Here is a 24,846-nt window from a genome sequence, read left to right as displayed (position 1 = left end):
ATGAAATTAAGCGACTATGTGATTGATTATCTCCATCTGCAAGGCACCAAGCATGTGTTTGGCATGTCCGGCGGCGCAGCTGTGCATTTGTTCGATTCGGCATCCAGGCACCCGGAAGTACAACCAGTGTTCATGGCGCACGAGCAATCCGCCGCGATCGCTGCGGACGGCTACTATCGAGTCTCGGGTCAGGTCGGGGCGTGTGTGGTGACGTCTGGCCCCGGCGCCACCAATCTTCTGACCGGTGTGTGTTGCTCCTACTACGATTCTGTGCCGACGCTGATGCTAACCGGGCAGGTTGCAACCAACCGCCTGAAAGGGGCGCGGCAGGTGCGCCAAGTGGGCTTCCAGGAGACCGATACGCTCTCCATCTATTCGAGCGTGACCAAGTCCGCGCAGCAGATTGCTGACCCCAAGGAGATCGGCACGGCTCTTGAGCATGCGTATCTTGCGGCGCGCGGTGGACGCCCCGGCCCGGTGCTCATCGACATACCAGACGATCTGCAACGAGCTGATGTCGAAGCCGCAGTGGGATCCGAAGTTGTTGAGGCCGCCCACACATTGCCATCGCTGCTCCTGCAGCAGGTGAAGACATTGCTGCAGCAGATCAGTTCGGCCCGGAGGCCCGTCATCGTCGTCGGCGGAGGTTTTAGTACTCCGCGCAGGACGGAAGAGCTGCGAGCTTTCTTGCGCGACATTGAAGTGCCGGTAGTGCAGACTTGGGCAGGACTGGATTTGCTGCCGTCGGACTGGACCAATCGCATCGGCACCTTTGGGGTATATGGTTCGCGACTTGGCAATTTCGTCGTACAAAATGCCGACTTGTTGATTTGCCTTGGAACCAGGTTGTCACAAAACCTGACGGGCGGCGCGCTCAAGGATTTCGCTCCAAGCGCGCGTATTGTTATGGTCGACATTGATCGGGGTGAAATGGATAAATTCGATGGCTACGGTATCGAGATCTCGGAGCGTATCCATGCATCCATGGAAGAATTCCTCCGGGCTGCCGTTTCTGTCGCTTCGGACTTCGTGCCACCGGACATTTCGGCCTGGTTATCCAAGATCGCACATTGGAGGCGAGAGTTGCCTGAGGACGTTCTCCCAGAACCCGCCGCCGGTTCGGGCTTTGTCGATGCCAATCATTTTGTACGGGCACTGTCGGATGCTCTGGCGGACGACGAGATTATCTTTGTCGATACGGGCGGCAATCTGACGTGGACCTGCAACAACCTGCGCGTCAAGGCCCGGCAGCGCTTGCTTTCGGCATGGAATTTCACCCCTATGGGTTACGCGGTGCCCGCTGCCATCGGGGGAGCTTTTGCCGCCCCTGGTTCACCCATTACCTGCATCATCGGTGATGGCGGGCTGCAGTTATGCCTGGGAGAGCTGGCTACCGTGGTGCGTCATGGACTGCCGATCAAGATTATCTTGTTCAATAACCATTCGCACGGAATTCAAAAGCAGACATTGGAAACTTGGCTGGAAGGGCACTACGCAGGCGTCGATCCGAACTCCGGACTTGGTCTGTCGGACTTTCGGGCTGTGGCGGCCGCCATGGGGCTACCGGTTATTACCATCGATGACAGCGCACATATTACCCGGCGATTGGATGAGGTCTATCGCAGACCCGGGCCGGTATTTTGCAACGTCGAGATTCGCATAGACCAAAAGCTTTATCCGGTGCTCAAGTCTGGAGCGCCGCTGGACGACCAAATGCCCCTCATGCCACGGGAAAAACTCGTGGCCTTACGTTCTTTTGAAAATTGAGAGTCGAGATGCTATTAGACCGCTTTGAAACACTGTTGGAATTCCTGGCCACGAATCCTGCCCAACACCCGCGAGGCAGCGCGTTCTATAGTTTTGTCGATGGAGTGGTCAAACAGGCCTTTCTGGAAGCAAAGCCTGTCTTTGAGGCTGGCAAACCGGTTCTCCTCGCTGAGTTTGGCGAGTTGACGCTACCTTATGAAAAGATGGGGGCAATCGACTCGATCGATTTGTTTGGCTTGGACGAGCTGTTAATGTTCGCTTTCTATTACCGCAACAAGGGGCGTTATCAGCGCGCTGCCGATATTGGCGCAAACATGGGGCTGCATACTGTCCTGCTGTCCAGGGCGGGATGCGAAGTAGAAGCGTTCGAACCGGACCCAGCTCACTATGACAAGCTGATGCGTAATCTGGCACTGAACGATGTCACCAATGCCAAAGTGTATAAGGCGGCCGTATCGGAGAAGGTCGGCCAGATGCAATTCGTGCGTGTCCTTGGCAATACCACCAGCAGTCATCTTGCCGGCGCCAAGGCTAGCCCATATGGAGATCTTGAGCGGTTCGATGTCGATGTTCTTGACATCAAGGATATTGTCAAACGCGTCGATTTCCTCAAAATCGATGCGGAAGGACACGAGGCGGTAATCCTCAAGGCCATCGAGCTGGAAGACTGGGACCGTATCGATGCCTTCGTTGAAATTGGCTCGCCCGAAAACGCTCGAGATGTGTTCGATAAGTTTGACGGTAGCTCCATCAACATTTTTGCCCAAAAACTTGGATGGCAGTCGGTCAGGGACTTCGCGCACATGCCGATATCGTACAAAGAAGGCGGTATCTTCATCAGTACCAAGGCGGAGATGCCTTGGTGAGAGATCCGTCCCAACCACTGCACATGAAGGCTGCCGTTCTGACCGAGACCGGTCAACCGCTAAGCATTGTCAATGGTGTCGCATTGGCAGCTCCGCAACGAGGCCAGCTTCTGGTGAAGCTGGCATATAGCGGCGTGTGCCACAGCCAGTTGATGGAAGTGCGGGGGAAGCGTGGACCCGATGCCTATCTTCCCCACATGCTGGGGCACGAGGGGTCGGGCCGGGTGATTTCTGTGGGGGATGGAGTGACCAAGGTCTCGCCCGGGGATTTAGTCGTCTTGGGTTGGATCAGGGGAGAGGGCCTCGACGGCGGCGGCGTGCGTTACGAATGCAATTGTCCTAGGCATTCTGCCATTAATGCCGGCGGCGTGACTACCTTCAACGAGTACGCCTTGGTGTCCGAAAACCGTGTGGTGCCGTTGCCAGCCGGTATTCCTCTTGACGTCGCTGTGCTATTCGGATGCGCCATTCCTACCGGAGCCGGCATTGTAACGAACGACATCAGGCCCGTGCCGGGGAATACAATCGCGGTCTTCGGCCTTGGTGGCATAGGAATGAGCGCATTGATGGCGACCAAGCTGTTCGATTGCGCTCGGGTCATCGCGGTGGATGTGGAGGAAGACAAATTGTTGCTGGCGCAATCGCTGGGCGCGACCGATGCTATCAATGCCCGACAGGTAGACCCGGTAGCCGCCATCAAGGCGTTGACGGGCGGTATGGGTGTCGACTACGCAATTGAAGCTTCGGGCCAGGCAGCAGTGATTGAGCAGGCCTTCGCCTCCGTGCGGCGCAGCGGGGGAACTTGTGTATTCGCCTCTCATCCGGAACATGGTACGCGAATTTCCATCGATCCCTTCGAACTGATTTGCGGTAAACAGATTCGCGGAAGCTGGGGGGGAGGGAGCAACCCCGATCGTGATATACCGCTTTTCGCAAAGTTATATTTGGACGGGAAATTGCCGCTGGAGAAATTGCTGACGCGCCGCTACAGCTTGGCGCAGATCAACGAGGCACTGGATGACATGGAACACCACAGGGTTGGACGGCCGCTGATCGAAATTGATGGGAATATGGAGACGCCTCGATGAATGCCATGGCGGCGGTTCAACGGGAAGTAGAACTAATCAGACGGCTTGCCGGCGAGGATAAGCGCATTGTCTTCGTCTCGGGGAATTTCAACACGATTCATCCGGGGCATCTCCGCTTGCTGCAATTCGCCGCCGAGTGCGGAGACTTTCTGGTTGTCGGTATCAGTAACGATCACACCGACGGGACAATGGTTCCACAAGAGCTTCGTCTCGAAAGCATGCGTTCCATTGGGTTGGTTGACTACACATTTGGGATGGCCGATTCGCCGGAATCCATCATCACGCTGTTGCAGCCGACTATCGTAGTAAAGGGACGTGAGCACGAGTCACAGTCCAATCCTGAGCAGACTGCGGTAGAAAGCTACGGAGGAAAGCTGTTGTTCAGTTCCGGCGAAATGCGATTTTCGTCAATGGACCTTCTCAAGCGCGAGATGGCCGAGCCGAATTTCTCGTCGATTATATTGCCGCAGGATTTCCCTGTACGCCATGGGTTCACCAAGTCCGGACTGCGCGCCATCACGCAGCGATTTTCGGGGCTCAGGGTGACGGTGTTGGGAGATTTGATCGTTGACGAATATATCAACTGCGATGCGCTGGGGATGTCGCAAGAAGATCCTACCTTGGTCGTGACGCCGATACAATCAGACCGTTTTGTGGGCGGAGCGGGAATCGTCGCTGCTCATGCCGGGAGTCTAGGTGCAGAGGTCCGCTACTTCACGGTTGCCGGTGGCGATGCTGCTTCGACGTTTGCGAAGGAGCGACTTGAAGAATATCGTGTATCAGCACTGTTGCTCAAAGACGATAGCCGCCCCACGACGCTTAAGCAGCGTTACCGGGCCAGCGGTAAGACTCTGTTGCGGGTCAGTCATCTGCGCCAGCATCCGATTGGCCGAGAGTTGGCTGATAAATTGCTGGCAGCCGTCAAAAAGTCACTGAACAAAACGGATTTATTGATTTTTTCGGATTTCAACTATGGTTGTCTGCCTCAAGTCCTGGTGGACGAAGTCATCTCGTTGTGCAAGCGTAGGGGCGTCCTGATGGTGGCTGATAGCCAGTCGTCATCTCAGGTTGGCGACGTGTCACGCTTCGGAGATATGATGCTGTTGACCCCGACCGAAAGGGAGGCTCGCCTCGCGGTGGGGGACTTCGATTCCGGACTGGTCGTCCTAGCGGAGAAGCTTCTCAAGAAGTCCGGAGCGAAAAACATACTGATGACCTTGGGTGCGGAAGGGATGATCGCTCATTCCATGGTTCAGGATGCTTGGCATACCGACCGATTACCGGCGTTCAACATGGCGCCGAAAGATCCTGCCGGCGCCGGCGACAGTTTGTTGACTTGTTGTTCCATGGCGTTGGCGCTTGGCGCCGATATTTGGCAGAGCATGTATCTCGGTGCAATAGCGGCGTCATGCCAGGTTGGGCGAGTGGGTAATACTCCATTGTCCCTGAAGGATATTTCAACGGAATTGGTGGATTGACGATGCGTGCGTTGTTGCTCAGTGCAGGATTGGGGACGCGCCTGAAGCCATTAACCGATCTCTTGCCGAAATGTCTGGTGCCAATCAATGGCCGACCGCTGCTCGATTTTTGGCTCGAAAACCTCTTTTCGCAAGGAATTGAGGACATCCTTGTCAACACCCACTACCGGGCGTCCTTGGTGAGAGAGTATCTTGCTCGCAGCACTTGGAGTGGCCTAGTGAAACTCGTTCATGAAGAGCGCCTGCTGGGAACCGGGGGAACATTGGTCGCAAATCGCGATTTTTTTTCCGGTCACCGGGTTTTGCTGATTCACGCAGACAATCTCACCCGTTTTAATTGCCGCGATTTCATCGCAGCGCATGAGCAGCGGCCGGCTGGTACTGCATTGACCATGATGCTGTTCCATACTTCTAATCCCCGGTCATGTGGGATCGTCGAATTGGACTCGGCGGGGATAGTGCAGGGATTTCATGAGAAAGTTGACAATCCACCGGGCGACTTGGCCAATGCTGCCGTTTATATCCTAGAGCCGGAAGTGCTGCAGTTCATTGCATCCCTCGAGCGCGCCGAAGTTGACTTCAGCACCGAAGTGATTCCCTATTTTGTGGGTAGAATCTTCACGTATCTCAATGATGACTATCATCGCGATATTGGAACAGTCGCCAGTTGGCGCGAGGCCCAGGACGATTTTTCGATGCCTTCCGCATTGCCTGAGAATCATGCCGCATGGGCTCAGTTGACTGCGCCAATGGCGTGTGAACTGGAACGTTTGGCACACGGTCTTCGGGAAATCCGAACTGATTCAAAGAGCTAAAAAGACGATGAACATCCAAAGAAAAGCAAACTACGACGCGATACTCAGAAAACTCAGGCATCCGGAGAAGCGGACCTGGATAATCATGAATCCAGGCGCTATCGGGGAAACCGCAATGATGTGCGGTTTTGCAAAGTCTTTTATCGAGACTCACGGGTATGGCATCACCATGGTGATACGGCCGGAGCACTCCCCCATCACGAGCATGTATCCAGGTCGTTTCGAGCAGGTGATAGAAGTATCGAAGGAGGAAATGGACGGGATGATGCGTTATTTTCCGCCAGATCAGTTTGAGGTGGATGTACCTTTTGCCGCGTTTCCTTATTTCCTGGGCGATGCGCGTGCGGACAGACTGACGTATCTCTACAAATATCCGGGACGAGGTGGACTATCGTTTAACGATGTGTACCGACATATCCTGATGTTGCCATGGGATGCGCCGATCGAACGTCCGCAGGTGCCACGAGAGTGGGAGCTCGAAGCGCGCCGATATGCAGATGAGATCGGCTTGGAACCGGGAAAATCTGTCATCTTGTTCCCATCCGCCAATACGGTGAATGAACAATTCCCGGACATGTTATGGGAATCCTTGGCTGAACGCCTCAATGAGAACGGTTGTAAGGTCTATTGCAACATGACCGGTGGGCGCTACCGGCCGTCGCTGATGCCTGTTGCCAATACTATTCCGATCGAGGTGCCACTGCGGCTGGGATTGACGCTGGTCAGTATCGCAGGACGAATGATCAGCTTGCCCCATGGATTTCAGTATTTTCAAACGGTGGGGGGGGACTTTACCAACATCTCCGTGTTGTTGCCTTTTTCAGGCAAGTCCACTGATGTGGTTTACCACACGAGAACCTACGACCGAACCTTTGCGTTTTGTGCCTATATGTGTCCGGAATTGATCGCCGACCTGCCACGAGACGCCTTCTTGGAGTTCATGATGCCAACCGATGCCAGCGAAGAGGAGTTCCGCCGCTTTGCCATGGCGGTGGCTGATCAGGACACCTGCCATCCTGCCATCGTGCGACGCCAAGGCATGAACGGTGGATTGTTCTGCGAAGAACATAGCGATTGGTTGAGGCCGCTCGCGGGGCCGCGCAGAACTCATGCGGCTGTTGACGCCAAGTAGGACTTTCTTGTCAAACAACTGGCTCACAGATCTCCATTTGTATGCTTCTTTTGTCTTGCTTCAGACCCTGTCCATCAGCGCCGAGACCGCGAAGGAAACGATGCCGGCGCTGATGCACCACACCGCCAGGCGGTACTGCGGAATGAACTTGGTCACGAAGGGCAGCAGGAAGTAAAGCACGACGGCGATCAGGATGCTGGTGATGAGTCTTTTCATTGTCATGGCGATGTTGGTTGAACGCTGCCCGCTATGATAGTGCGATTTCGTTGCCGGTGGCCATCATCTTGCCGGCGTCTCCGGTTTGAGCGGCGCGGCGCCGGGCGGCAGGTTGTCCTCGGTCGCCTCGGCCGGCTTGCCGCCGCCATGGCGATTGAAGAAATCGACGATGACACGCGAGGCGTCCAGGTTCTGGGAGGTCTTGCCGCCGTTGATCATCGGCGCCACGCTGCCCGGCCAGTTGTGGCCGCCGCCCTTGATCTCGTAGAGCACCACGGCCTGGGTGTCGGTCTTGCTGCGGTAGGTGTACTGGCGCACCGTGGTGCCGTCGCCGGCGGCGTCGGCGATGTCGCTGACTTCCGGCTTGGGATCGGCGCCGTTGGCCTTGACCCAGGCGTCGATGGTCCTGGCCACCGACTGGCGCGGCACCTGCGAGGGTTCCTTGCTGCCGATGCCGCCCAGGAAGGGGATGAAGGGATCGTCGCTGCCGTGGATATGCAGCACCGGCACGCCGGTCTTCACGCTCTCCGGCGGGATGTCCAGCACTGCGCTCACCACCGCCACGCCCTTGAACAGCTCGGGCGCCTCGGCCGCCAGGCGATAGGCCATCATGCCGCCGTTGGACAGGCCCGCAAGGTAGACCCGCTTGCGGTCGGCCAGGCCTTCGGCGGCGAGCTTGTCGATCAGCGCGCGGATGAAGGCCACGTCATCCACCTTGTGCATCTGGGCGTAGCCGCAGCAGCCGCCCGAATTCCAGGTGCGGGCGTCGATGGTCAGCCCGGTGCCGTTGGGATACACCACCATGTAGCCGGCGGCCTCGGCGATCTCGGTCAGGCCGGTGCTGCGCGCCATCAGCGAGCCTGTGGAGCTGCTCGCGTGCAGCGCGATCAGCAGCGGCCTGGGCTCGCCCTGGCCGCCGCGCTCCGAGAAGTAGGCGCGCGACAGGCTGCCCACGCGCACCGTCTTGAGCGACAGGTCGACCGCCTGGGACGGGATGGCCGGCAAGCCGGCGAAGGCGCCGCACAGCGCGGCGAGAAGGGCGGTTCGGGGCAGGATGCGGATCGTCATGGGGCAAGCGGGGCAGTCGCAGCTGTCATGGATGTTGACGCGATGTTAATGCTTTGCCTTCGATGCGGGAAGGGGATTTACATGCGGCCGATGAAAAAATGGCCGGCTCCCGCAGGGCCGGCCATCGTGTTCGTCCCGGGAACGGTCCGGCGCGGCGTTCAGCCGCGGGCAGGGATATTGAGGCCCTTGGCCACCGCCGGACGCGCGACGAAGGCTTCCAGCGCGCGCTGCACGTTGGGGAAGTCCTTGAAGCCGACCAGCTCGCCGGCCTCGTAGAAACCGACCAGGTTGCGCACCCAGGGGAAGGTGGCGATGTCGGCGATCGAGTACTCGTCGCCGCCCAGCCACTTGCTGTCGGCCAGGCGCTTGTCCATCACGCCCAGCAGGCGCTTGGATTCGTTGACGTAACGGTCGCGCGGGCGCTTGTCTTCATATTCCTTGCCGGCGAAGCGGTGGAAGAAACCGAGCTGGCCGAACATCGGGCCAACGCCGCCCATCTGGAACATCACCCACTGGATCACCTGGTAGCGCTCGGCCGGATCGGCCGGGATGAACTTGCCGCTTTTCTCGGCCAGGTAGATCAGGATCGCGCCCGACTCGAACAGCGACAGCGGCCGGCCGCCCGGGCCATTGGGGTCGATGATCGCGGGGATCTTGTTGTTCGGGTTCAGCGACAGGAACTCGGGCGAGAACTGGTCGTTGCTATCGAAGCTGACCAGGTGCGGCTCGTAGGGCAGGCCGGTCTCTTCCAGCATGATCGATACCTTCACGCCGTTGGGAGTGGGCAGAGAATACAGCTGGATACGCTCGGGATGCTGCGCGGGCCACTTGCTGTTGATGGGCAGGCCTGTGAATACGTTGCTCATGTGCTTTTCCTATGCGGCGGTGAATTGGGGATCGAATTCCTGCGCGAACTTCTCGAAGGCATCGACCGTCACCGGGCGGCAGAAGAAATAACCCTGGTAGGCATGGCATCCGGCATCGGCCAGGAAGCTGCGCTGGGCATCGGTTTCCACGCCCTCGGCGATGACGCCCAGGCCCAGGCTCTGGGCGAGGTTGACGATGGTCTTGGCGATCGATGCATCGTTGGGATCGATCAAGACGTCGCGCACGAAAGACTGGTCGATTTTAAGCTGATTCAGCGGCAGCCGCTTGAGGTAGGACAGCGAGGAGTAACCGATGCCGAAATCGTCCAGCGAGAACTCCACGCCATAGGCCTTGAGCGCGAACATCTTCTGGATGATGTCTTCCACGTTGTCCACCAGCAGGCTCTCGGTAAGCTCCAGCTTCAAGCGCTTGGGATTGGCGCCGGTGCGTTCGATCACCTCCAGCACCGCCTGTACGAAATCGGCCTCGCGGAACTGCTGGGCGCTGACGTTGACGGCGATGGTCAGGTGCGCGGTCTGCGGCGCCTGCGACCAGGCGGCCAGCTGGCGGCAGGCGGTTTCCAGCACCCAGTTGCCCAGCGAGAGGATCAGGCCGGTCTCTTCGGCCAGGGGGATGAAGTCGCCCGGCGGCACCATGCCGCGCTGCGGATGCTGCCAGCGCACCAGTACCTCGGCGCCGGTGACGCGGCCGCCCTCGACTACCTGCGGCTGGTAGTGCAGCAGCAGCTGGTCGCCCTCGATCGCCTTGCGCAGGCCGGCTTCCAGCGCGGCGCGTTCCAGCACCACGGTCTGCATCGCAGGGTCGAAGAAGCGCAGCGCGTTGCGGCCGGTTTCCTTGGCCTTGTACATGGCCAGGTCGGCCTGTTTCATCAGCTCGTCCACCGCCGCCTGGCGGCCGCGGAACACCGTGGCGCCGACGCTGGCGGTGGTGCGGTATTCGACCTCGTCGAGCTGGTAGGTGCTGCCCAGCGCGGCCAGGATCTTCTCGCCCACGGCCTTGGTCTGGTTGGCGGCTTCCTGCAGGTGCTCGTTCAAGCCTTCCAGCACCACCACGAACTCGTCGCCGCCCACGCGCGCCACGGTATCGTTTTCGCGCACGCTGGCCACCAGGCGTTGCGCCACCTGCTTGAGCAGCAGGTCCCCTTTCTCGTGGCCGACCGTGTCGTTCAGGGTCTTGAAGTGATCCAGGTCGATGAACAGCAGCGCGCCGCAGCTCTTGGTGCGGCCCGACAGCGCGATGGCTTGCTTGAGGCGATCCAGCAGCAGCGTGCGGTTGGGCAGGCGCGTGAGGGCGTCGAAGAAGGCCAGCTCGCGGATGCGCTCCTCGGCCAGCTTGCGGTCGCTGATGTCGTGGTGGGTGCTGACGTAGTGCGTGACGTTGCCGTCCTTGTTCTTCACGGCGGAGATGGTCAGCCATTCCGGATAGATCTCGCCGTTCTTGCGGCGGTCCCAGATTTCGCCCTGCCACTTGCCGAAGCGGCGGATGCTCTCGCGCATCTCCTGGAAGAAGGCCGGGCCGTGGCGGTCCGAGCGCAGGATGTTGGGATGCTTGCCGACGATTTCCTCGGCGCTGTAGCCGGTGATCTCGGTGAAGGCCTTGTTCACGCGCAGGATCTTGCTGCCGGCGTCGGTGATCAGCATGCCCTCGCGCGAGTCGAAGGCCACCGCCGAGATGCGCAGCTCGGCCTCGATCTGCTTGCGTTCGGTGATGTCGCGGCTGCTGGTGCGGAAACCCGTGAAGGCGCCCTGCGCATCGGTGATCGGCGCCGACGACAGCGCCAGCCAGAACACCGAGCCGTCCTTGCGCACGCAGCGGAACTCGACGTCCTCGCGCCGCTGGCCGTCCATGCAGCGCTCCAGTTCGGCGCGGATGCGCCGCTCGTCTTCCGGATAGACGATGGTGGCGACGATATCCTTCATCGCCAGGCATTCCTCGACGCTGTAGCCGGTATAGTCGCGCACCGCATGGTTGACCCAGCGCGGGCGGCCGTCCAGGCCCCACCAGATTTCCCAGTTGACGGTGCAGTCGGCGATGGCGCGGAACTGCTCCTCGCTGGCGCGCAGCTCGGTGGTCATCTTCTGCGCCAGGCGCACCGCGCGCACCCGCGAGGACATCATCAGCCAGGCCAGCAGCGCCAGCGTCATGCTCATGCCGATGCCGGTGGCGGCGATCAGGTGTTCGGCATTGCGGCCGTACTGCAGGGTAAAGCTGTCCTGCGAGCTCATCGTGAGCGTCCAGTTGTGGTTGGCCACGACCAGGTATTCGGTGGACGAGATACGCTGCGGCAGCATCTGCGGCCCGTCGTCATGCGAGCGGTAGAGCAGGGCGCCGGGGGCCGGCTCGACGCCGTCGTAGAGCGCGAACGAAATGCCGCGCGCGCTCTCGCCGTACAGGCTGGCGATCACGTCGGTCATGCGGAACACCGCATGCACCCAGCCCACCAGGCTGGCGCGGCGTTCGGCGATGGTGGCCTGCGGCTTGCCGCGCTCATACAGCGGCAGGTACATCAGGAAGGACGGCTCGGTCTTGCCGCCGTTCTCCAGGTCGAGCTCGATCTTGCCCGAGATGGCGGCCATGCCGGAGTCGCGCGCCTTTTCCATGGCCACGCGGCGCACCGGGTCGGACCAATGGTCGAAGCCGAAGGGAATGCGGTTGCGGCCGACGTAGGGCTCCAGCAGCACCATCGGCGCATAGGCGTTGCGCTCGCCGGCCGGGCGGATCTCGTAGTCGTCCACGCCCTGCTTGCGCATGCGCGCCATGTGCGCGTCCAGGCGCGCGGCCGGGGTCCATTCCTCCACGCTGATGGCCTGGATGCCGGAGAAGTTGGCGTCCAGGTTGAGCGCGCTGACGTAGTCGTGGAAGTCGTTGCGGTCGATCGCGCCGGTGGCCGAGATCAGTCCCTGCACGCCGTGCAGCATCTGCTCATAGGAGGCCATGCGCTGTTCGATGCGGCTGACCGTCTCGCGCAGGGCCGAGGCGAACTGCGAATGCAGTTCCTTGTGCGAGGCCTGGCGTTCGTGGTCCCAGGCCACCCAGGTGACGCCGAACCCGGTGAACAGGATCAGCAGCGGCAGCAGTATCAGGCGTATCCAGTTCACGGCTTGCCCTGGAATTCAACCATCGAAGCCGCCAGTTCCGGGTTGAAGTATTTCTCGAAGATCTTGCGCACGGTGCCGTCGGCCAGCATGCCGTCCACCAGCGCGCGCCATTTTTCCTGCTCCGCCGGCGGCAGGGCCTTCTTGGACATGATCAGGCCGTGCGGCACCGAAGGGTCGTTGAAGCTGATGATGGAGGTGACGTCGCGGATGCGCTTTTCCTGCACGGCGGGGTAGTCGAAGGGTTCCATGATCATGCCCTGGATGCGGTTGAGCAGCAGCGCCTCGTACAGCGGCTCCAGCCCGCCGGCCAGGCTGACGCGGTTGGATGAGGCCAGCCGGTCTACCAGGCGGTTGGCGTTATCGCTGTAGCGGAAGCTGCGGATCACGCCGAGCTGGAAGCGCTCGTTGCGGGCGAAGTCTTCCAGGCGCGTGATGCCGGAATCCTTGCGCACCAGCAGGTAGTACTTGTTGCTGAAGTACCAGGCGAAGGAGGCGAACTGCTCGCGCTCGCGGTTGGAGATGCCCGACAGGCTGAAGTCCAGCGCGCCGGACTCGATCAGTTGCCAGATGCGGGCGCGCGACATCAGGCTGACGTTGACCTTGCAGCCGCTGCGGCGAATCAGCTCGTCGGCGAAGTCCTTGTCGATACCGGTATCGGTCGGGGCGGAATACAGCAGGCCGTGGTCATGCAGGGCCAGGGTGTAGGGACGCGAGCAATCCGGGCCGGCGGCGAACGCGGTGCAAGCAAGTCCGTACAGGACAGTCAGAACGGCAGCAGCGCCGAGGCAGGCGCGCCATGCGCGATTGCTGAAAAATTGACTGAAAATACCGCCCCCTATTCGTACTCCGCCTCGGACGCCCGGACGATCGGAGCCGGCGCGCGGCCGGCCCGGTCTCAGCGGCGCCTATCCTCATGCAACCGCACTGGCGCGGTTGCGATTTCTCCTGCGTTGCCTTCGGCGATCTGTGCATTGGTATGACCATTCGGTCAACATACCAATTGCGCGGAACTCGCTGATTTATCGAAGAATTTCTAGATCAACGCCGAGCGATGTTACCCGAGCACAATCCAATCCGCAACACAATGGAGAGACCTTTGCAATCGTTGGCGCGCGGGGTGTTCACGATGTGGTCGCGGCGCGTGGGAAAAGGGTGGCGCAAGCGAAACGAAGCCGAGGCGACAGGGCCGCGACAGCGCCTGACGGGCGTTGCGAAGGGCTCGGCGCGATGAAAGCTGTCCGACGGGGGATGCGCTGCGCGCGGCGATGCGATGATCGCCGCGCGCAGGCGGGGTGGCGGGACGGCGGCGCGGGTCAGATCAGCATGCCGCCCGAGACCTCGATGCGCTGGGCATTGATCCAGCCGTTGTCCGGACGCAGCAGCGAGACCACCGCGGCGCCGATGTCTTCCGGCAGGCCGGCGCGGCCCAGGGCGGTCTGGCCGGCGACGAAGGCGTTGAGCTCGGCGTTGTCGCGCACGCGGCCGCCGCCGAAGTCGGTTTCGATCGCGCCCGGCGCCACCGTGTTGACGGCGATGCCGCGCGCGCCGAATTCCTTGGCCATGTAGCGCGTCATCACCTCGACGCCGCCCTTCATCGCGGCGTAGGCCGCGTAGCCCGGCAGCGAGAAGCGCGCCAGGCCGCTGGAGGTGTTGATGATGCGGCCGCCGTCGGCGATCAGCGGCAGCAGCGCCTGGGTCAGGAAGAAGGTGCCCTTGAGGTGCACGTTGCACAGCTCGTCGAAGACCTCTTCGGTGGTCTCGGCGATGCTGGCGTGCATGCCCATGCCGCCGTTGTTGACCAGGTAGCTGAAGCGCTCGGTGTTCCAGGTGGCCTTGAGTGTTTCGCGCACGGCGTCGGCGAAGTCGGGGAAGCTGCGGCTCTTGGCCAGGTCCAGCTGCAGGGCCACCGCCTTGGCGCCGGCCGCTTCGATCTCGGTCACGGTCTGCTCGGCCGCGGCGCGGTTGCCGACGTAGGTGAGGATGATGCCCACGCCGTCGCGCGCCAGGTGCAGGGCGGCGCTCTTGCCGAGGCCGCGGCTGCCGCCGGTGATCAGGGCGATGCGGGGGGGAGGGGTGTTGGCTTGGGTCATGTCTGGCTCCTGTAGAAAGATCGATGGTGGAGGAAGGCCCCGCTCGGAGGCCGTTCCCTGACTACGGAGACCAGTATATTGATCGAAAATGGCTTAATAAATTATCGATTTAATATTAGACTTTTCAATATTAGATAATAATCGGAGCCGTCATGAACCAGCTGGACACCCTCCAGATCTTCCAGCGCGTGGCCGAACTGGCCAGCTTCAGCGGCGCCGCGCGCCAGCTCGGCCTGCCCAATGCGACCGTCTCGCTGGCGGTGCAGCAGCTGGAGCAGATGCTGGGCACGCGTTTGCTCCAGCGCACCACGCGCCGGGTGCAGATGACCGGCGACGGCGAGCGCTTCTACCAGCGCAGCAAGGAGCTGCTGGACGATTTCGAATCGCTGCGCGCCATGTTCCGCCACGGCGGCAAGGCGCTGACCGGCAAGCTGCGGGTCGACATGTCCAGCGCCATGGCGCGCGAGGTGGTGCTGCCGGCGCTGCCGGCTTTCCTCGAGCTTCATCCGCAGCTGGACGTGGAGCTGTCGGCCAGCGACCGCCGCGTCGACCTGGTCAGCGAAGGTTTCGACTGCGTGCTGCGCACCGGCGCGCTGGACGACTCCTCGCTGGTGGCGCGTCCCATCGGCCACCTGGTGCAGGTCAACTGCGCCAGCCCGGCCTATCTCGAGCGCTACGGCGTGCCGCGCACGCTGGAGGACCTGGCCGGCCACAAGCTGGTGCACTACCGGCAGGTGCTGGGCGGGCGTTCGCCCGGCTGGGAATGGTTCGACGGCAAGCAGACGCACTGGGTGCCCATGGGCGGGCGCGTCACCGTCAACAGCACCGAGACCTACGACGCCGCCTGCCAGGCGGGGCTGGGCATGATCCAGCTGCCGCTGGTGGGCGCCAACAAGCGGCGCCTGCTGGACCAGGGCGCCCTGGTGGAGGTGCTGCCGCAATACCGGCCGGCGCCGATGCCGGTTTCGCTGCTCTACGCCAGCCGGCGCCACGTGCCGGCGCGGCTGGCCGAATTCATGGCGTGGCTGCATGCGCTGATCTTCCCGCTGACGCGGGAAGGCGGCATGGTGGTTTGATGGTTTGACGGAGTTCAGGCCAGCAGCGTGCGGCCGACCGGATCGATGCTGACCGTGCCGCGGCCGATCTCGATCACCCGTCCGCCGACCTGGATGGCGCCCTCGGCGGAGACCGCCAGGTGCAGCAGCGAAGGGCGATCCACCGCGGCGCCCTGGGCGACCGCATGGCGCGCCGGCAGCGCGCGGCCGGTGGCCAGGAGCCAGCCGCCGAGGTTGGCGCAGGCCGAGCCGGTGCCCGGATCCTCGGCCACGCCACCGCCTTGCTTGGTGAAGAAATAACGCGCCAGCACATGGCCGGGTTCGGTCTCGTCGAAAGCAAACACATAAGCCGTCTTGCGGCCCAGGCTGCTGACCGGCCAGCGCTCCAGCGAGCCGCTGTCGGGCCGGGCGCGGCGCACCGCGTCGGCGGATTTGAGCGGGATCAGGAATTGGTCGGCCCCGGTGTCCACCCACATCGGTTCGCCCGCCAGGTCGTCGGCCGCGAGGCCGACCAGCGCCGCCGCCTCGGCCGCAGGCAAGGGCGAGGGCGCGGTCCTGGGCGCGCCATCGGTGGGCGCGGTGAAGGTCCACACGTCGCCGGCCGCCGTCACCGGCACCACGCCGGCCTTGAACTCCAGCGTCAGCGCGTCGCCGGTTCCCAGCAGTTCGCGCACCACGTGCGCGGTGCCCAGCGTGGGATGGCCGGCGAAGGGCATCTCGTAGCCGGTGGTGAAGATGCGCACGCGCGCATCGGCCGCCGCGGAGGGCAGGATGAAGGTGGTCTCCGACAGGTTGAACTGCAGCGCCAGCGCCTGCATGGTGGCGTCGTCGATGCCGCGCGCATCCTCGAACACGCACAGCGGATTGCCGCCGAAGGTCGATTCGGCGAAGACGTTGAGCAGGCGATAGGCGTAGGTGGCAGGCATGTGTGTCTCGTAGAAAATGAGCTGAAGGGCTGAATGATGCGGCTATCTTATCGGCCCGTTTTCATGCGAGACAGATACAGTTCACTCGTCCACGGCGATACAGTTGCGGCCGAGCTGCTTGGCCTTGTAGAGCCTTTCGTCCACGCGCTCCAGGAAGGCGATGCGATGGTCCTGCGTCGAGGGGATGATGGTCGATACGCCCAGGCTGATGGTGACCACCTCGGCCACCTGCGATTTCGCGTGCGGGATGGCGGCGTCCAGCACCAGCTTGCGGCAGCGTTGCGCCACCTGCAGCGCGGCCTTGGCGTCGGCCTCCGGCAGGACCAGCACGAACTCCTCGCCGCCGTAGCGCGCGAAGAAATCGCGGCTGCGCGTGGCCGCGCCGCTCAGCGCCTGCGCCACCTGCTTGAGGCATTCGTCGCCGCGGATATGGCCGTACTGGTCGTTGTATTGCTTGAAGTAGTCGATGTCGAGCATGACCAGCGAGAGCGGGGTGCGGTTGTTGACCGCGTTGGCCCACTCAACCTCCAGCGCCGAGTCGAACATGCGGCGGTTGGCGACATTGGTGAGGCCGTCGCGGTAGGACAGCGCCTCCAGCTCCTTCTGCAACTCGATCAGGCGCGCCTCGGTCTTCTTGCGCTCGGTGATGTCGAACATGAAGCCGATCAGCGCGTTGGGGCTGCCGTCCGGGTTGCGCACCACATGCACCACGTCGCGGATCCAGATGTGCTCGCCGTCGCGCGTGAGCGCGCGATAGTCGGCCTCGTGATCCACGCCCGACTTCGATTGCGAGATGCAGAAGTTGACCACCGCCTCGCGGTCCTCTGCATGGATGCGCATGGCCCAGTCGTCGGCGCTCTGCCAGCTCTCGGGCGTCCAGCCCAGCAACTCCTCGATCTGCGGGCCGATGTAGGTGAACTTCATCGTGCTCCAGTCGATCTTCCAGGGAATCGCCTTGGTCGATTCCAGCAGCGTCTTGTAGACAGCGCTGTCGGGTTCCATCTCTTTGATCTGTTCGCTCATTGTTCTATCGGGAAGTTGTGAACGCAGCCATGTCACGCCGTTGCGTGAGGGAAACGATCCGCCGCCGGCAGTGCGGCAAGGGAACATTGGCCTGGCGCAAGGATACCCCGGATCGATGACGCCGGGATGAACGCGGCCATGCGAGGAAGGCGAGGGGCAATGGGCTATCGTTTTTTCTTATGACCCTATCCCCAATCGGTATTTCCTTGCCGGCGCGGCGCGGGGATAGACTTCAGTCACAGCAGTTTTCAAGACGGAGATTGTTGTGTTGACCGCTACCACGGTCCAAGTGTCTGGCAGTGATGCGCCGTACCCGGCGCGGTAATGGCAGATGCTATCTGAAGCAAAATTTTGGAGACAAGCAATGGAAATCCGTTCGGCAGCTGAGCCTGTCGGAACGACGGCGCCAACCGTAGAAGGCGTTCGCGATTCCGATCTGGCTGCGACCCAAGTGAGCGCTCACTCGCCGGTCCCGCAAGGGAACACCGGCGTCCCCGCAGCAGGCGGCTTGCATACCGCCGTTGCAAACCCGCAGGAACCGGTCCCGCTGGCATCGGTCAGCCTGGACGACAAATATACCGCCACCGAAGGCTCGATCTACCTCTCCGGCATCCAGGCTCTGGTGCGCCTGCCGATGCTGCAGCAGATCCGCGACCGCCGGGCCGGCCTCAACACGGCCGGCTTCATTTCCGGCTATCGCGGCTCGCCCCTGGGCGGGCTGGACGAAGCGCTGTGGAAGGCGCAGCCGCAGCTGGCCGCGCAGCGCGTCAGGTTCCAGCCGGGCGTGAACGAAGACATGGCCGCCACGGCTGTCTGGGGCACGCAGCAGGTCAAGCTGATCGGTCCGTCCGAATACGACGGCGTGTTCGCCATGTGGTACGGCAAGGGCCCGGGCGTGGACCGCTGCGGCGACGTGCTCAAGCACATGAACCATGCCGGCACTTCCGCCCACGGCGGCGTGCTGCTGGTGGCCGGCGACGACCATGGCGCCTACTCCTCGACGCTGCCGCACCAGTCCGACCATATCTTCTCGGCATCGATGATCCCGATGCTCTACCCCTGCAACGTGCAGGAATACCTCGACCTCGGCCTGCACGGCTGGGCCATGTCGCGCTATTCCGGCTGCGTGGTGGGCTTCAAGGCGCTGGCCGACACGGTCGAGTCGAGCGCCTCGGTGGACGCCGATCCCTTCCGCGTGCAGATCAATACGCCGGCCGACTTCGTCATGCCCGAAGGCGGTCTCAACGCCCGGCTCTCGACCGACACGCTGGGCGTGCAGGCGCGCAAGCAGGAAGCGCTGATGCAGGACTACAAGATCTACGCGGCCCTGGCCTATGCGCGCGCCAACAAGCTCAACCGCGTGATGATCGACAGCCCGAAGGCGCGGCTGGGCATCATCGCCTCCGGCAAGTCCTACCTCGATGTGCTGGAAGCCCTGTCCGAGCTGGGGATAGATGAGCAGTTCGCCGCCGAGATCGGCTTGCGCCTGTTCAAGGTCTCGATGCCGTGGCCGCTGGAGCCGGAAGGCGTGCGCGAGTTTGCCCAGGGCCTGGATGAAATCCTGGTGGTGGAAGAAAAACGCCAGATGGTCGAGTACCAGCTCAAGGAGCAGCTCTACAACTGGCGCGACGACGTGCGCCCGCGCGTGATCGGCAAGTTCGATGAAAAGGGCGAGTGGGTGGCGCCGCGCGGCGAATGGCTCCTGACCTCCAAGGCCGACTTCTCGGTGGCGCAGATCGCCCGCGTGATCGCCGCGCGCATCGCCCGCTTCCACACCAGCGACCTGATCCGCGCGCGCCTGGCCTTCCTCGACGCCAAGGACGCGGTGCTGTCGAAGGCGGTCAGCACGCCGCCGCGCCCGGCCTATTACTGCTCAGGCTGCCCGCACAACACCTCGACCAAGGTGCCCGAGGGCAGCTTCGCGCTGGCCGGCATCGGTTGCCACGTGATGGCCACCGCCATCTATCCCGAATACAACAAGCTGACCACCCACATGGGCGGCGAGGGCGCGCCCTGGATCGGCCAGGCGCCGTTCTCGCAGGTGCCGCACGTGTTCGCCAACCTGGGCGACGGCACCTATTTCCATTCCGGTTACCTGGCCATCCGCGCGGCCGTGGCGGCCAAGGTCAACATGACCTACAAGATCCTCTACAACGACGCGGTGGCGATGACCGGCGGCCAGCCGGTGGACGGCACGGTGTCGGTGCCGATGATCGCGCAACAGATGGCGGCCGAGGGTATCCTGCGCATCGCGCTGGTGTCCGAAGACATCGGGCGCTATGCCGATCGTTCCAACCTGCCGGCGGTGGCCACCGTGCACGACCGCAAGGACATGGACGCGGTGCAGCGCGAACTGCGCGAGCTGCCGGGCGTGACCGTGATCATCTACGACCAGACCTGCGCCGCCGAGAAGCGCCGCCGCCGCAAGAAGGGCGAGTTCCCCGACCCCAACCAGCGCCTGTTCATCAACGAGGCCGTGTGCGAGGGCTGCGGCGATTGCGGGGTGCAGTCCAACTGCACCTCGATCCTGCCGCTGGAGACCGAGTTCGGCCGCAAGCGCGCGATCGACCAGTCGTCCTGCAACAAGGATTACTCTTGCGTGAAGGGCTTCTGCCCGAGCTTCGTCACCGTCACCGGCGGCAAGCTGAAGAAGTCCCGGACCGGCGTGGCCGCGAAGGGCGAGGCCGACGAGTTCGGCGCGCTGCCGCAACCGGCAATCCCGTCCTGCGACACGCCGTTCAACATCCTCATCAACGGCATCGGCGGCACCGGCGTGATCACCATCGGCGCCCTGATGGGCATGGCGGCGCACCTGGAGGGCAAGGGAGCCTCGGTGCTGGACATGACCGGCATGTCGCAGAAGAACGGCTCGGTCACTTCGCACGTGCGCATCGCCGCCACGCGCGAGGCCATCCGCGCCCAGCGCATCGCCACCGGCGAGGCCGACCTGATCCTCGGCTGCGACATGCTGACGGCCGGCTCCTTCGACGCCATCTCCAAGATGCGCCCCGGCCGCACGCGCGCCGTGGTCAACGTGCACCAGCAGCCGCCGGGCCAGTTCGCCAAGAATCCCGACTGGCAATTCCCGTTCGAGGAGGTCAAGGCGCTGATCGTCGAGTCGGTGGAGCAGCAGGCCGACTTCATCGACGCCACCCGCCTGGCCACCGCCCTGATGGGCGACTCCATCGCCACCAACCTGTTCATGCTGGGCTATGCCTGGCAGCGCGGCGAGCTGCCGTTGTCCGAGGCGTCGCTGTTGCGCGCCATCGAGATGAACGGCGTGGCCGTGGAGGCCAACAAGACCGCCTTCCTGTGGGGCCGCCGCGCGGCGGTGGACCTGGCGAAGGTGGAGCGCATCGCGGTGCCGGCCCAGCCGGTGGTGCTGCGCATGCCGGAGTCGCTGGACAAGCTGGTCAAGCGCCGCACCGCCTTCCTGGCCGAATACCAGAACGCCGCCTATGCCGCGCAGTTCGCCGAGGTGGTGGAGGCGGTGCGCGCGGCCGAGGCGCCGCTGGGCGGCGACAAGTTGTCGATGGCGGTGGCGCGCAATCTCTCCAAGCTGATGGCCTACAAGGACGAGTACGAAGTCGCGCGCCTGTACACCGACGGCAAGTTCATGCAACAGCTGGAGCAGCAATTCGAGGGCGACTTCTCGCTCAGCTTCAACCTGGCGCCGCCGATCTTCGCCAGCAAGGATGGCGATGGCCACCTGGTCAAGGCGCGCTACGGCAGCTGGATGTTCAGCGCCTTCAAGCTGCTGGCGAAGATGAAGGGCTTGCGCGGCACCGCGCTGGATCTCTTCGGGCGCGCCGCGGAGCGCCGCATGGAGCGCCGGTTGATCGTGGAGTATCGCGAAATGGTGCTGGGCCTGCTGCCCAAGCTGGATGCCTCCAACCACGCGCTCGCCATCGAGCTGGCGCAGCTGCCGGAGCAGGTGCGCGGCTATGGTCATGTCAAGGACAAGGCGGTGCAGGCGATGCAGGCGCGGCGCGCGGAGTTGCTGGCGCAGTTCGGCCAGCCGGCGCTGGACCGGGCGGCATAAGCAGGCGGCGCGCAACGCCACTGGGCTCCTGCTTTCGCAGGAGCGACGGCGCTCAAATTGGAGGTTAGCCGTCGTCCCCGCGAAAGCGGGGACCCAGCGACGTTCAGCGTTGCCCGCCAGCCAAGCCCCCCAATGTCGCGCTAACGACAACTCCCTATCCCAAATTCCATTACCCTAGATGCCAAACGGGCGCCACCGCCCCGGCAAAACAACAACGAACAGGAGACGCACATGGACTTCGAACTCAACGAGGATCAACTGGCCTTCCAGCAAAGCGCGCGCGACTTCGCCGCCGGCGAGATGGCGCCGCACGCCGCCAAGTGGGACGAGGAGGCGCACTTCCCGCTGGATGTGATCGCCAAGGCCGGCGAGCTCGGTTTCTGCGGCCTGTACACGCCGGAGGAGCTGGGTGGCCTGGGCCTGAGCCGGCTGGACGCCACCGTGGTGTTCGAGGAGCTGGCGCGCGCCTGTCCCTCCACCGCGGCCTACCTGACCATCCATAACATGGTGAGCTGGATGATCGCCTCCTGGGGCACGGCGGCGATCAAGGACGAGTGGTGCGAGAAGCTGGCCGCCGGCCGCAAGATCGGCTCCTACTGCCTGACCGAACCGGGCTCGGGTTCCGACGCGGCCTCGCTCAAGACCTCCGCCAAACTGGTCGATGGCCACTACGTCATCAACGGCTCCAAGGCCTTCATCTCCGGCGCCGGTTCGACCGATGTGCTGGTGGTGATGGCGCGCACCGGCGGCGAAGGCGCCCGCGGCGTGTCGGCCTTCGTGGTGCCGGGCAACGCCGCCGGCATCAGCTACGGCAAGAAGGAAAGCAAGATGGGCTGGAACAGCCAGCCCACCCGCACCATCAGCTTCGACAACGTCAAGGTGCCGGCCAGCCACTTGCTGGGCAGTGAAGGCGAGGGCTTCGTGTTTGCGATGAAGGGCCTGGACGGCGGCCGCATCAACATCGCCACCTGTTCTGTCGGCGCCGCGCAGGCGGCGCTGGACGCGGCGCACGCCTACATGAAGGAGCGCAAGCAGTTCGGCCGCCCGATCGCCGACTTCCAGGCGCTGCAGTTCAAGCTGGCCGACATGCAGACCGAGCTGGTCGCGGCGCGCCAGATGGTGCGCCTGGCCGCCGTCAAGCTGGATGCCAAATCGCCCCAGGCCACCACCTATTGCGCCATGGCCAAGCGCCTGGCCACCGACCTCGGCTTCAAGGTCTGCAACGAGGCGCTGCAGCTGCACGGCGGGTACGGCTACATCCGCGAATATCCGCTGGAGCGGTATTTCCGCGACGTGCGCGTGCACCAGATCCTGGAAGGCACCAACGAGATCATGCGCGTGATCGTCTCGCGCCAGCTCCTCAACAGCGACAACCTGGACGACATCCGATAAGCACAAGGAAGCCATGACCTATACCAACCTGAAGCTCGAAAAGATCAATCACACCGCGCTGCTGACCCTGTCCAATCCGCCGGCCAACACCTGGACCCGCGAAGCGCTGGCCGACCTGACGCGGCTGGTCAAGGACCTCAACGCCGACCGCGGCATCTACACGCTGGTGGTGACCGGCGAGGGCGAGAAGTTCTTCTCGGCCGGCGCCGACCTCAAGCTCTTCGCCGACGGCGACCGCGCCATGGCGCGCGAGATGGCGCGCCGTTTCGGCGAGGCCTTCGAGACCCTGTCGGCCTTCCGCGGCGTCTCGATCGCCGCCATCAACGGCTACGCCATGGGCGGTGGCCTGGAGTGCGCGCTGGCCTGCGATATCCGCATCGCCGAGGAGCAGGCGCAGATGGCCTTGCCGGAAGCGGCGGTGGGCCTCTTGCCCTGCGCCGGCGGCACGCAGAACCTGCCGTGGCTGGTGGGCGAAGGCTGGGCCAAGCGCATGATCCTGTGCGGCGAGCGCGTCAATGCGCAGACCGCGCTGCGCATCGGCCTGGTGGAGGAGGTAGTGGCCAAGGGCCAGGGCCGTGCGCGCGCACTGGAGCTGGCATTGCAGGCCGAAAAACAGAGCCCGTCCTCGGTGGCGGCCAGCAAGCGATTGATCCAGGGCGCGCGCCACAATCCGCTGGGCACGATCCTGCAGACCGAGCGCGAGCTGTTCGTCGACCTGTTCGACACGCAGGACCAGAAGGAGGGCGTCAACGCTTTCCTCGAAAAGCGCAGCCCCGAGTGGAAGAACGCCTGAACCCGGCGCCGCCATGGGCAGGCATCGCCGGCTCCGCGCCGGCGATTTTTTTTCACCGGCGATTCTTTACATGGGCATGCGGACGGCGCGCCCGCGGGTTCGGTATGATGTGGTCTTGAGCCACCGACCGCACGGCACCATGAGCATCGCTTACAAGACCGACGTATCCCTTACCGTCGAGCAGTTCATCGACGTCCTTTCCCGCACTTCATTGGGCCCGCGGCGTCCGCTGGACGACCGCGCCTGCATGCAGGCCATGATCGCCAACGCCAACCTGGTCGCCACCGCCTGGGATGGAGAATTGCTGATCGGCGTGGCGCGCTGCGTCACCGATTTCGCTTATGCCTGCTACATGTCGGAACTGGCGGTGGACGAGAACTACCAGCGCCGCGGCATCGGCAAGGAGCTGATCCGCCATGCGCGCGCGCGGCTCGGCCCGCGTTGCCGCCTGCGCCTGCTGGCCGCGCCCGACGCCGCCGACTACTACGGCCACATCGGCTTCACGCACAGCCCGCGCTGCTGGGAGCTCACGCCCGGCAACGAACTCAAGTAAGCATTTTTCCGCGTTCGCCACCTTGATAAGACCATGATCGAGATTCGTCCTTTTTCTTCCGAGCACGCCGCCGGCGTGGTCGACGTCATCCTGCCGATCCAGCAACAGGAGTTCGGCATTCCCATCACGCTGGAAGGCCAGCCCGACCTGAACGACATCCCCGGTTTCTACCAGAAGGGGCGCGGCAATTTCTGGGTGGCGCTGGACGGCGGCAAGGTGGTCGGCACGGTGTCGCTGCTCGATATCGGCAATAACCAGGTGGCCTTGCGCAAGATGTTCGTGGCCGCCACGCACCGCGGCAAGGAGCACGGCACGGCCAAGCGATTGTTGGACGGCGCGGTGGCATGGGCCAGTGACAAGGGCGTGGCGCAGATCTACCTCGGCACCACCGCCAAGTTCCTGGCGGCGCACCGCTTCTACGAGAAGAACGGCTTCAGGTTGGTGGAGAAGGCCGAGCTGCCGGAGGCGTTTCCGGTGATGGTGGTGGATACGCGTTTCTATGTGCTGGATTGCGCTTGAGCTGCTGCAGTGCGCGCAGCCTGTTCGCGTTCATTCC

Annotated in this window: 20 protein-coding genes; 12 read left to right on the top strand and 8 right to left on the bottom strand. The window is 63.0% G+C overall.

All coding sequences use genetic code 11. From position 1 onward, the window contains the following. From Herbaro_RS12420 to Herbaro_RS12395, 6 genes are read left to right on the top strand one after another with little or no spacing between them, the layout of a single operon-like run. Entirely contained in the window at positions 1 to 1,767 is a 1,767-nt protein-coding gene (locus Herbaro_RS12420) for a thiamine pyrophosphate-binding protein (protein ID WP_275009942.1), read from the top strand. Positions 1,768 to 1,775: 8 nt separating this feature from the next. Beyond that, positions 1,776 to 2,633: an FkbM family methyltransferase gene (locus tag Herbaro_RS12415; protein ID WP_275009941.1), complete on the top strand. Its 858-nt coding sequence runs from the start codon at positions 1,776 to 1,778 to the stop codon at positions 2,631 to 2,633. Between the two features lie 23 nt (positions 2,634 to 2,656). Then, positions 2,657 to 3,721, top strand: coding sequence for a zinc-binding dehydrogenase (locus Herbaro_RS12410; protein ID WP_275009940.1), 1,065 nt, complete (start codon positions 2,657 to 2,659; stop codon positions 3,719 to 3,721). Next, a complete protein-coding gene (locus Herbaro_RS12405) occupies positions 3,718 to 5,199 on the top strand; it encodes a PfkB family carbohydrate kinase (RefSeq protein WP_275009939.1) in 1,482 nt (493 codons plus the stop codon). Before Herbaro_RS12410 ends, Herbaro_RS12405 begins: the two co-directional genes overlap by 4 nt. A 2-nt stretch (positions 5,200 to 5,201) precedes the next feature. Then, positions 5,202 to 6,014, top strand: a complete 813-nt coding sequence (locus Herbaro_RS12400; protein WP_275009938.1) for a nucleotidyltransferase family protein — start codon at positions 5,202 to 5,204, stop codon at positions 6,012 to 6,014. A 7-nt stretch (positions 6,015 to 6,021) separates the two neighbouring features. Beyond that, positions 6,022 to 7,146: a hypothetical protein gene (locus Herbaro_RS12395; protein ID WP_275009937.1), complete on the top strand. Its 1,125-nt coding sequence runs from the start codon at positions 6,022 to 6,024 to the stop codon at positions 7,144 to 7,146. Between the two features lie 60 nt (positions 7,147 to 7,206). Here the strand turns inward: Herbaro_RS12395 and Herbaro_RS12390 are convergent, their stop codons facing one another. The 6 genes from Herbaro_RS12390 to Herbaro_RS12365 all read right to left on the bottom strand — a co-directional run bounded on the left by Herbaro_RS12390 (position 7,207) and on the right by Herbaro_RS12365 (position 14,506). Beyond that, positions 7,207 to 7,362 carry a hypothetical protein gene (locus Herbaro_RS12390; RefSeq protein WP_169801830.1) on the bottom strand — a complete coding sequence of 52 codons (156 nt, stop codon included), beginning with the start codon at positions 7,360 to 7,362 and terminating at the stop codon, positions 7,207 to 7,209. Positions 7,363 to 7,425: 63 nt separating this feature from the next. Further along, complete coding sequence (locus tag Herbaro_RS12385) at positions 7,426 to 8,430, bottom strand: CE1 family esterase (RefSeq protein WP_275009936.1); 1,005 nt, start codon at positions 8,428 to 8,430, stop codon at positions 7,426 to 7,428. Between the two features lie 158 nt (positions 8,431 to 8,588). Beyond that, positions 8,589 to 9,296: a glutathione S-transferase N-terminal domain-containing protein gene (locus Herbaro_RS12380; RefSeq protein WP_275009935.1), complete on the bottom strand. Its 708-nt coding sequence runs from the start codon at positions 9,294 to 9,296 to the stop codon at positions 8,589 to 8,591. 9 nt (positions 9,297 to 9,305) lie between these two features. Next, a complete protein-coding gene (locus Herbaro_RS12375) occupies positions 9,306 to 12,416 on the bottom strand; it encodes a bifunctional diguanylate cyclase/phosphodiesterase (protein ID WP_275009934.1) in 3,111 nt (1,036 codons plus the stop codon). Beyond that, positions 12,413 to 13,183, bottom strand: a complete 771-nt coding sequence (locus tag Herbaro_RS12370) for a substrate-binding periplasmic protein (RefSeq protein ID WP_275014010.1) — start codon at positions 13,181 to 13,183, stop codon at positions 12,413 to 12,415. Before Herbaro_RS12370 ends, Herbaro_RS12375 begins: the two co-directional genes overlap by 4 nt. A 546-nt stretch (positions 13,184 to 13,729) precedes the next feature. Continuing rightward, positions 13,730 to 14,506 carry an SDR family NAD(P)-dependent oxidoreductase gene (locus tag Herbaro_RS12365; RefSeq protein ID WP_275009933.1) on the bottom strand — a complete coding sequence of 259 codons (777 nt, stop codon included), beginning with the start codon at positions 14,504 to 14,506 and terminating at the stop codon, positions 13,730 to 13,732. Positions 14,507 to 14,658: 152 nt separating this feature from the next. Here Herbaro_RS12365 and Herbaro_RS12360 point away from each other — a divergent pair, with 152 nt between their 5' ends. Further along, positions 14,659 to 15,582 (top strand): LysR family transcriptional regulator, encoded by a 924-nt coding sequence (locus Herbaro_RS12360; RefSeq protein ID WP_275009932.1) that lies wholly within the window; start codon positions 14,659 to 14,661, stop codon positions 15,580 to 15,582. Between the two features lie 14 nt (positions 15,583 to 15,596). Here Herbaro_RS12360 and Herbaro_RS12355 read toward each other — a convergent pair whose 3' ends face one another. Together Herbaro_RS12355 and Herbaro_RS12350 are read right to left on the bottom strand one after the other, a co-directional pair. Next, complete coding sequence (locus Herbaro_RS12355) at positions 15,597 to 16,487, bottom strand: PhzF family protein (RefSeq protein WP_275009931.1); 891 nt, start codon at positions 16,485 to 16,487, stop codon at positions 15,597 to 15,599. An 81-nt stretch (positions 16,488 to 16,568) separates the two neighbouring features. After that, positions 16,569 to 17,489: a sensor domain-containing diguanylate cyclase gene (locus tag Herbaro_RS12350; protein WP_446719336.1), complete on the bottom strand. Its 921-nt coding sequence runs from the start codon at positions 17,487 to 17,489 to the stop codon at positions 16,569 to 16,571. A 385-nt stretch (positions 17,490 to 17,874) separates the two neighbouring features. Here Herbaro_RS12350 and Herbaro_RS12345 point away from each other — a divergent pair, with 385 nt between their 5' ends. The 5 genes from Herbaro_RS12345 to Herbaro_RS12325 all read left to right on the top strand — a co-directional run bounded on the left by Herbaro_RS12345 (position 17,875) and on the right by Herbaro_RS12325 (position 24,809). Beyond that, positions 17,875 to 21,552, top strand: a complete 3,678-nt coding sequence (locus tag Herbaro_RS12345; RefSeq protein WP_275009929.1) for an indolepyruvate ferredoxin oxidoreductase family protein — start codon at positions 17,875 to 17,877, stop codon at positions 21,550 to 21,552. Between the two features lie 231 nt (positions 21,553 to 21,783). Continuing rightward, on the top strand, positions 21,784 to 22,944 hold the full coding sequence (locus Herbaro_RS12340; RefSeq protein ID WP_275009928.1) for an acyl-CoA dehydrogenase family protein: 1,161 nt from the start codon (positions 21,784 to 21,786) through the stop codon (positions 22,942 to 22,944). Positions 22,945 to 22,957: 13 nt separating this feature from the next. Beyond that, positions 22,958 to 23,737 (top strand): enoyl-CoA hydratase, encoded by a 780-nt coding sequence (locus Herbaro_RS12335; RefSeq protein WP_275009927.1) that lies wholly within the window; start codon positions 22,958 to 22,960, stop codon positions 23,735 to 23,737. A 139-nt stretch (positions 23,738 to 23,876) separates the two neighbouring features. After that, positions 23,877 to 24,290, top strand: a complete 414-nt coding sequence (locus Herbaro_RS12330) for a GNAT family N-acetyltransferase (protein WP_275009926.1) — start codon at positions 23,877 to 23,879, stop codon at positions 24,288 to 24,290. A gap of 33 nt (positions 24,291 to 24,323) precedes the next feature. Further along, positions 24,324 to 24,809, top strand: coding sequence for a GNAT family N-acetyltransferase (locus Herbaro_RS12325; RefSeq protein WP_275009925.1), 486 nt, complete (start codon positions 24,324 to 24,326; stop codon positions 24,807 to 24,809). Positions 24,810 to 24,846 lie beyond the last annotated feature (37 nt).

This window comes from Herbaspirillum sp. WKF16 (assembly GCF_028993615.1).
Taxonomy (GTDB): Bacteria; Pseudomonadota; Gammaproteobacteria; order Burkholderiales; family Burkholderiaceae_D; genus Herbaspirillum.
Note: the sequence above shows the minus strand (reverse complement) of the source record. Positions and strands in the feature narration are given on the sequence as shown.

Bases quoted from the DNA above. Each gene is read 5' to 3' on its own strand.
- Herbaro_RS12420 (WP_275009942.1), top strand. From the start codon at position 1: ATGAAATTAAGCGACTATGTGATTGATTATCTCCATCTGCAAGGCACC.
- Herbaro_RS12415 (WP_275009941.1), top strand. From the start codon at position 1,776: ATGCTATTAGACCGCTTTGAAACACTGTTGGAATTCCTGGCCACGAAT.
- Herbaro_RS12410 (WP_275009940.1), top strand. From the start codon at position 2,657: ATGAAGGCTGCCGTTCTGACCGAGACCGGTCAACCGCTAAGCATTGTC.
- Herbaro_RS12405 (WP_275009939.1), top strand. From the start codon at position 3,718: ATGAATGCCATGGCGGCGGTTCAACGGGAAGTAGAACTAATCAGACGG.
- Herbaro_RS12400 (WP_275009938.1), top strand. From the start codon at position 5,202: ATGCGTGCGTTGTTGCTCAGTGCAGGATTGGGGACGCGCCTGAAGCCA.
- Herbaro_RS12395 (WP_275009937.1), top strand. From the start codon at position 6,022: ATGAACATCCAAAGAAAAGCAAACTACGACGCGATACTCAGAAAACTC.
- Herbaro_RS12390 (WP_169801830.1), bottom strand. From the start codon at position 7,362: ATGAAAAGACTCATCACCAGCATCCTGATCGCCGTCGTGCTTTACTTC.
- Herbaro_RS12385 (WP_275009936.1), bottom strand. From the start codon at position 8,430: ATGACGATCCGCATCCTGCCCCGAACCGCCCTTCTCGCCGCGCTGTGC.
- Herbaro_RS12380 (WP_275009935.1), bottom strand. From the start codon at position 9,296: ATGAGCAACGTATTCACAGGCCTGCCCATCAACAGCAAGTGGCCCGCG.
- Herbaro_RS12365 (WP_275009933.1), bottom strand. From the start codon at position 14,506: ATGACCCAAGCCAACACCCCTCCCCCCCGCATCGCCCTGATCACCGGC.
- Herbaro_RS12360 (WP_275009932.1), top strand. From the start codon at position 14,659: ATGAACCAGCTGGACACCCTCCAGATCTTCCAGCGCGTGGCCGAACTG.
- Herbaro_RS12355 (WP_275009931.1), bottom strand. From the start codon at position 16,487: ATGCCTGCCACCTACGCCTATCGCCTGCTCAACGTCTTCGCCGAATCG.
- Herbaro_RS12350 (WP_446719336.1), bottom strand. From the start codon at position 17,489: ATGGAACCCGACAGCGCTGTCTACAAGACGCTGCTGGAATCGACCAAG.
- Herbaro_RS12345 (WP_275009929.1), top strand. From the start codon at position 17,875: ATGGAAATCCGTTCGGCAGCTGAGCCTGTCGGAACGACGGCGCCAACC.
- Herbaro_RS12340 (WP_275009928.1), top strand. From the start codon at position 21,784: ATGGACTTCGAACTCAACGAGGATCAACTGGCCTTCCAGCAAAGCGCG.
- Herbaro_RS12335 (WP_275009927.1), top strand. From the start codon at position 22,958: ATGACCTATACCAACCTGAAGCTCGAAAAGATCAATCACACCGCGCTG.
- Herbaro_RS12330 (WP_275009926.1), top strand. From the start codon at position 23,877: ATGAGCATCGCTTACAAGACCGACGTATCCCTTACCGTCGAGCAGTTC.
- Herbaro_RS12325 (WP_275009925.1), top strand. From the start codon at position 24,324: ATGATCGAGATTCGTCCTTTTTCTTCCGAGCACGCCGCCGGCGTGGTC.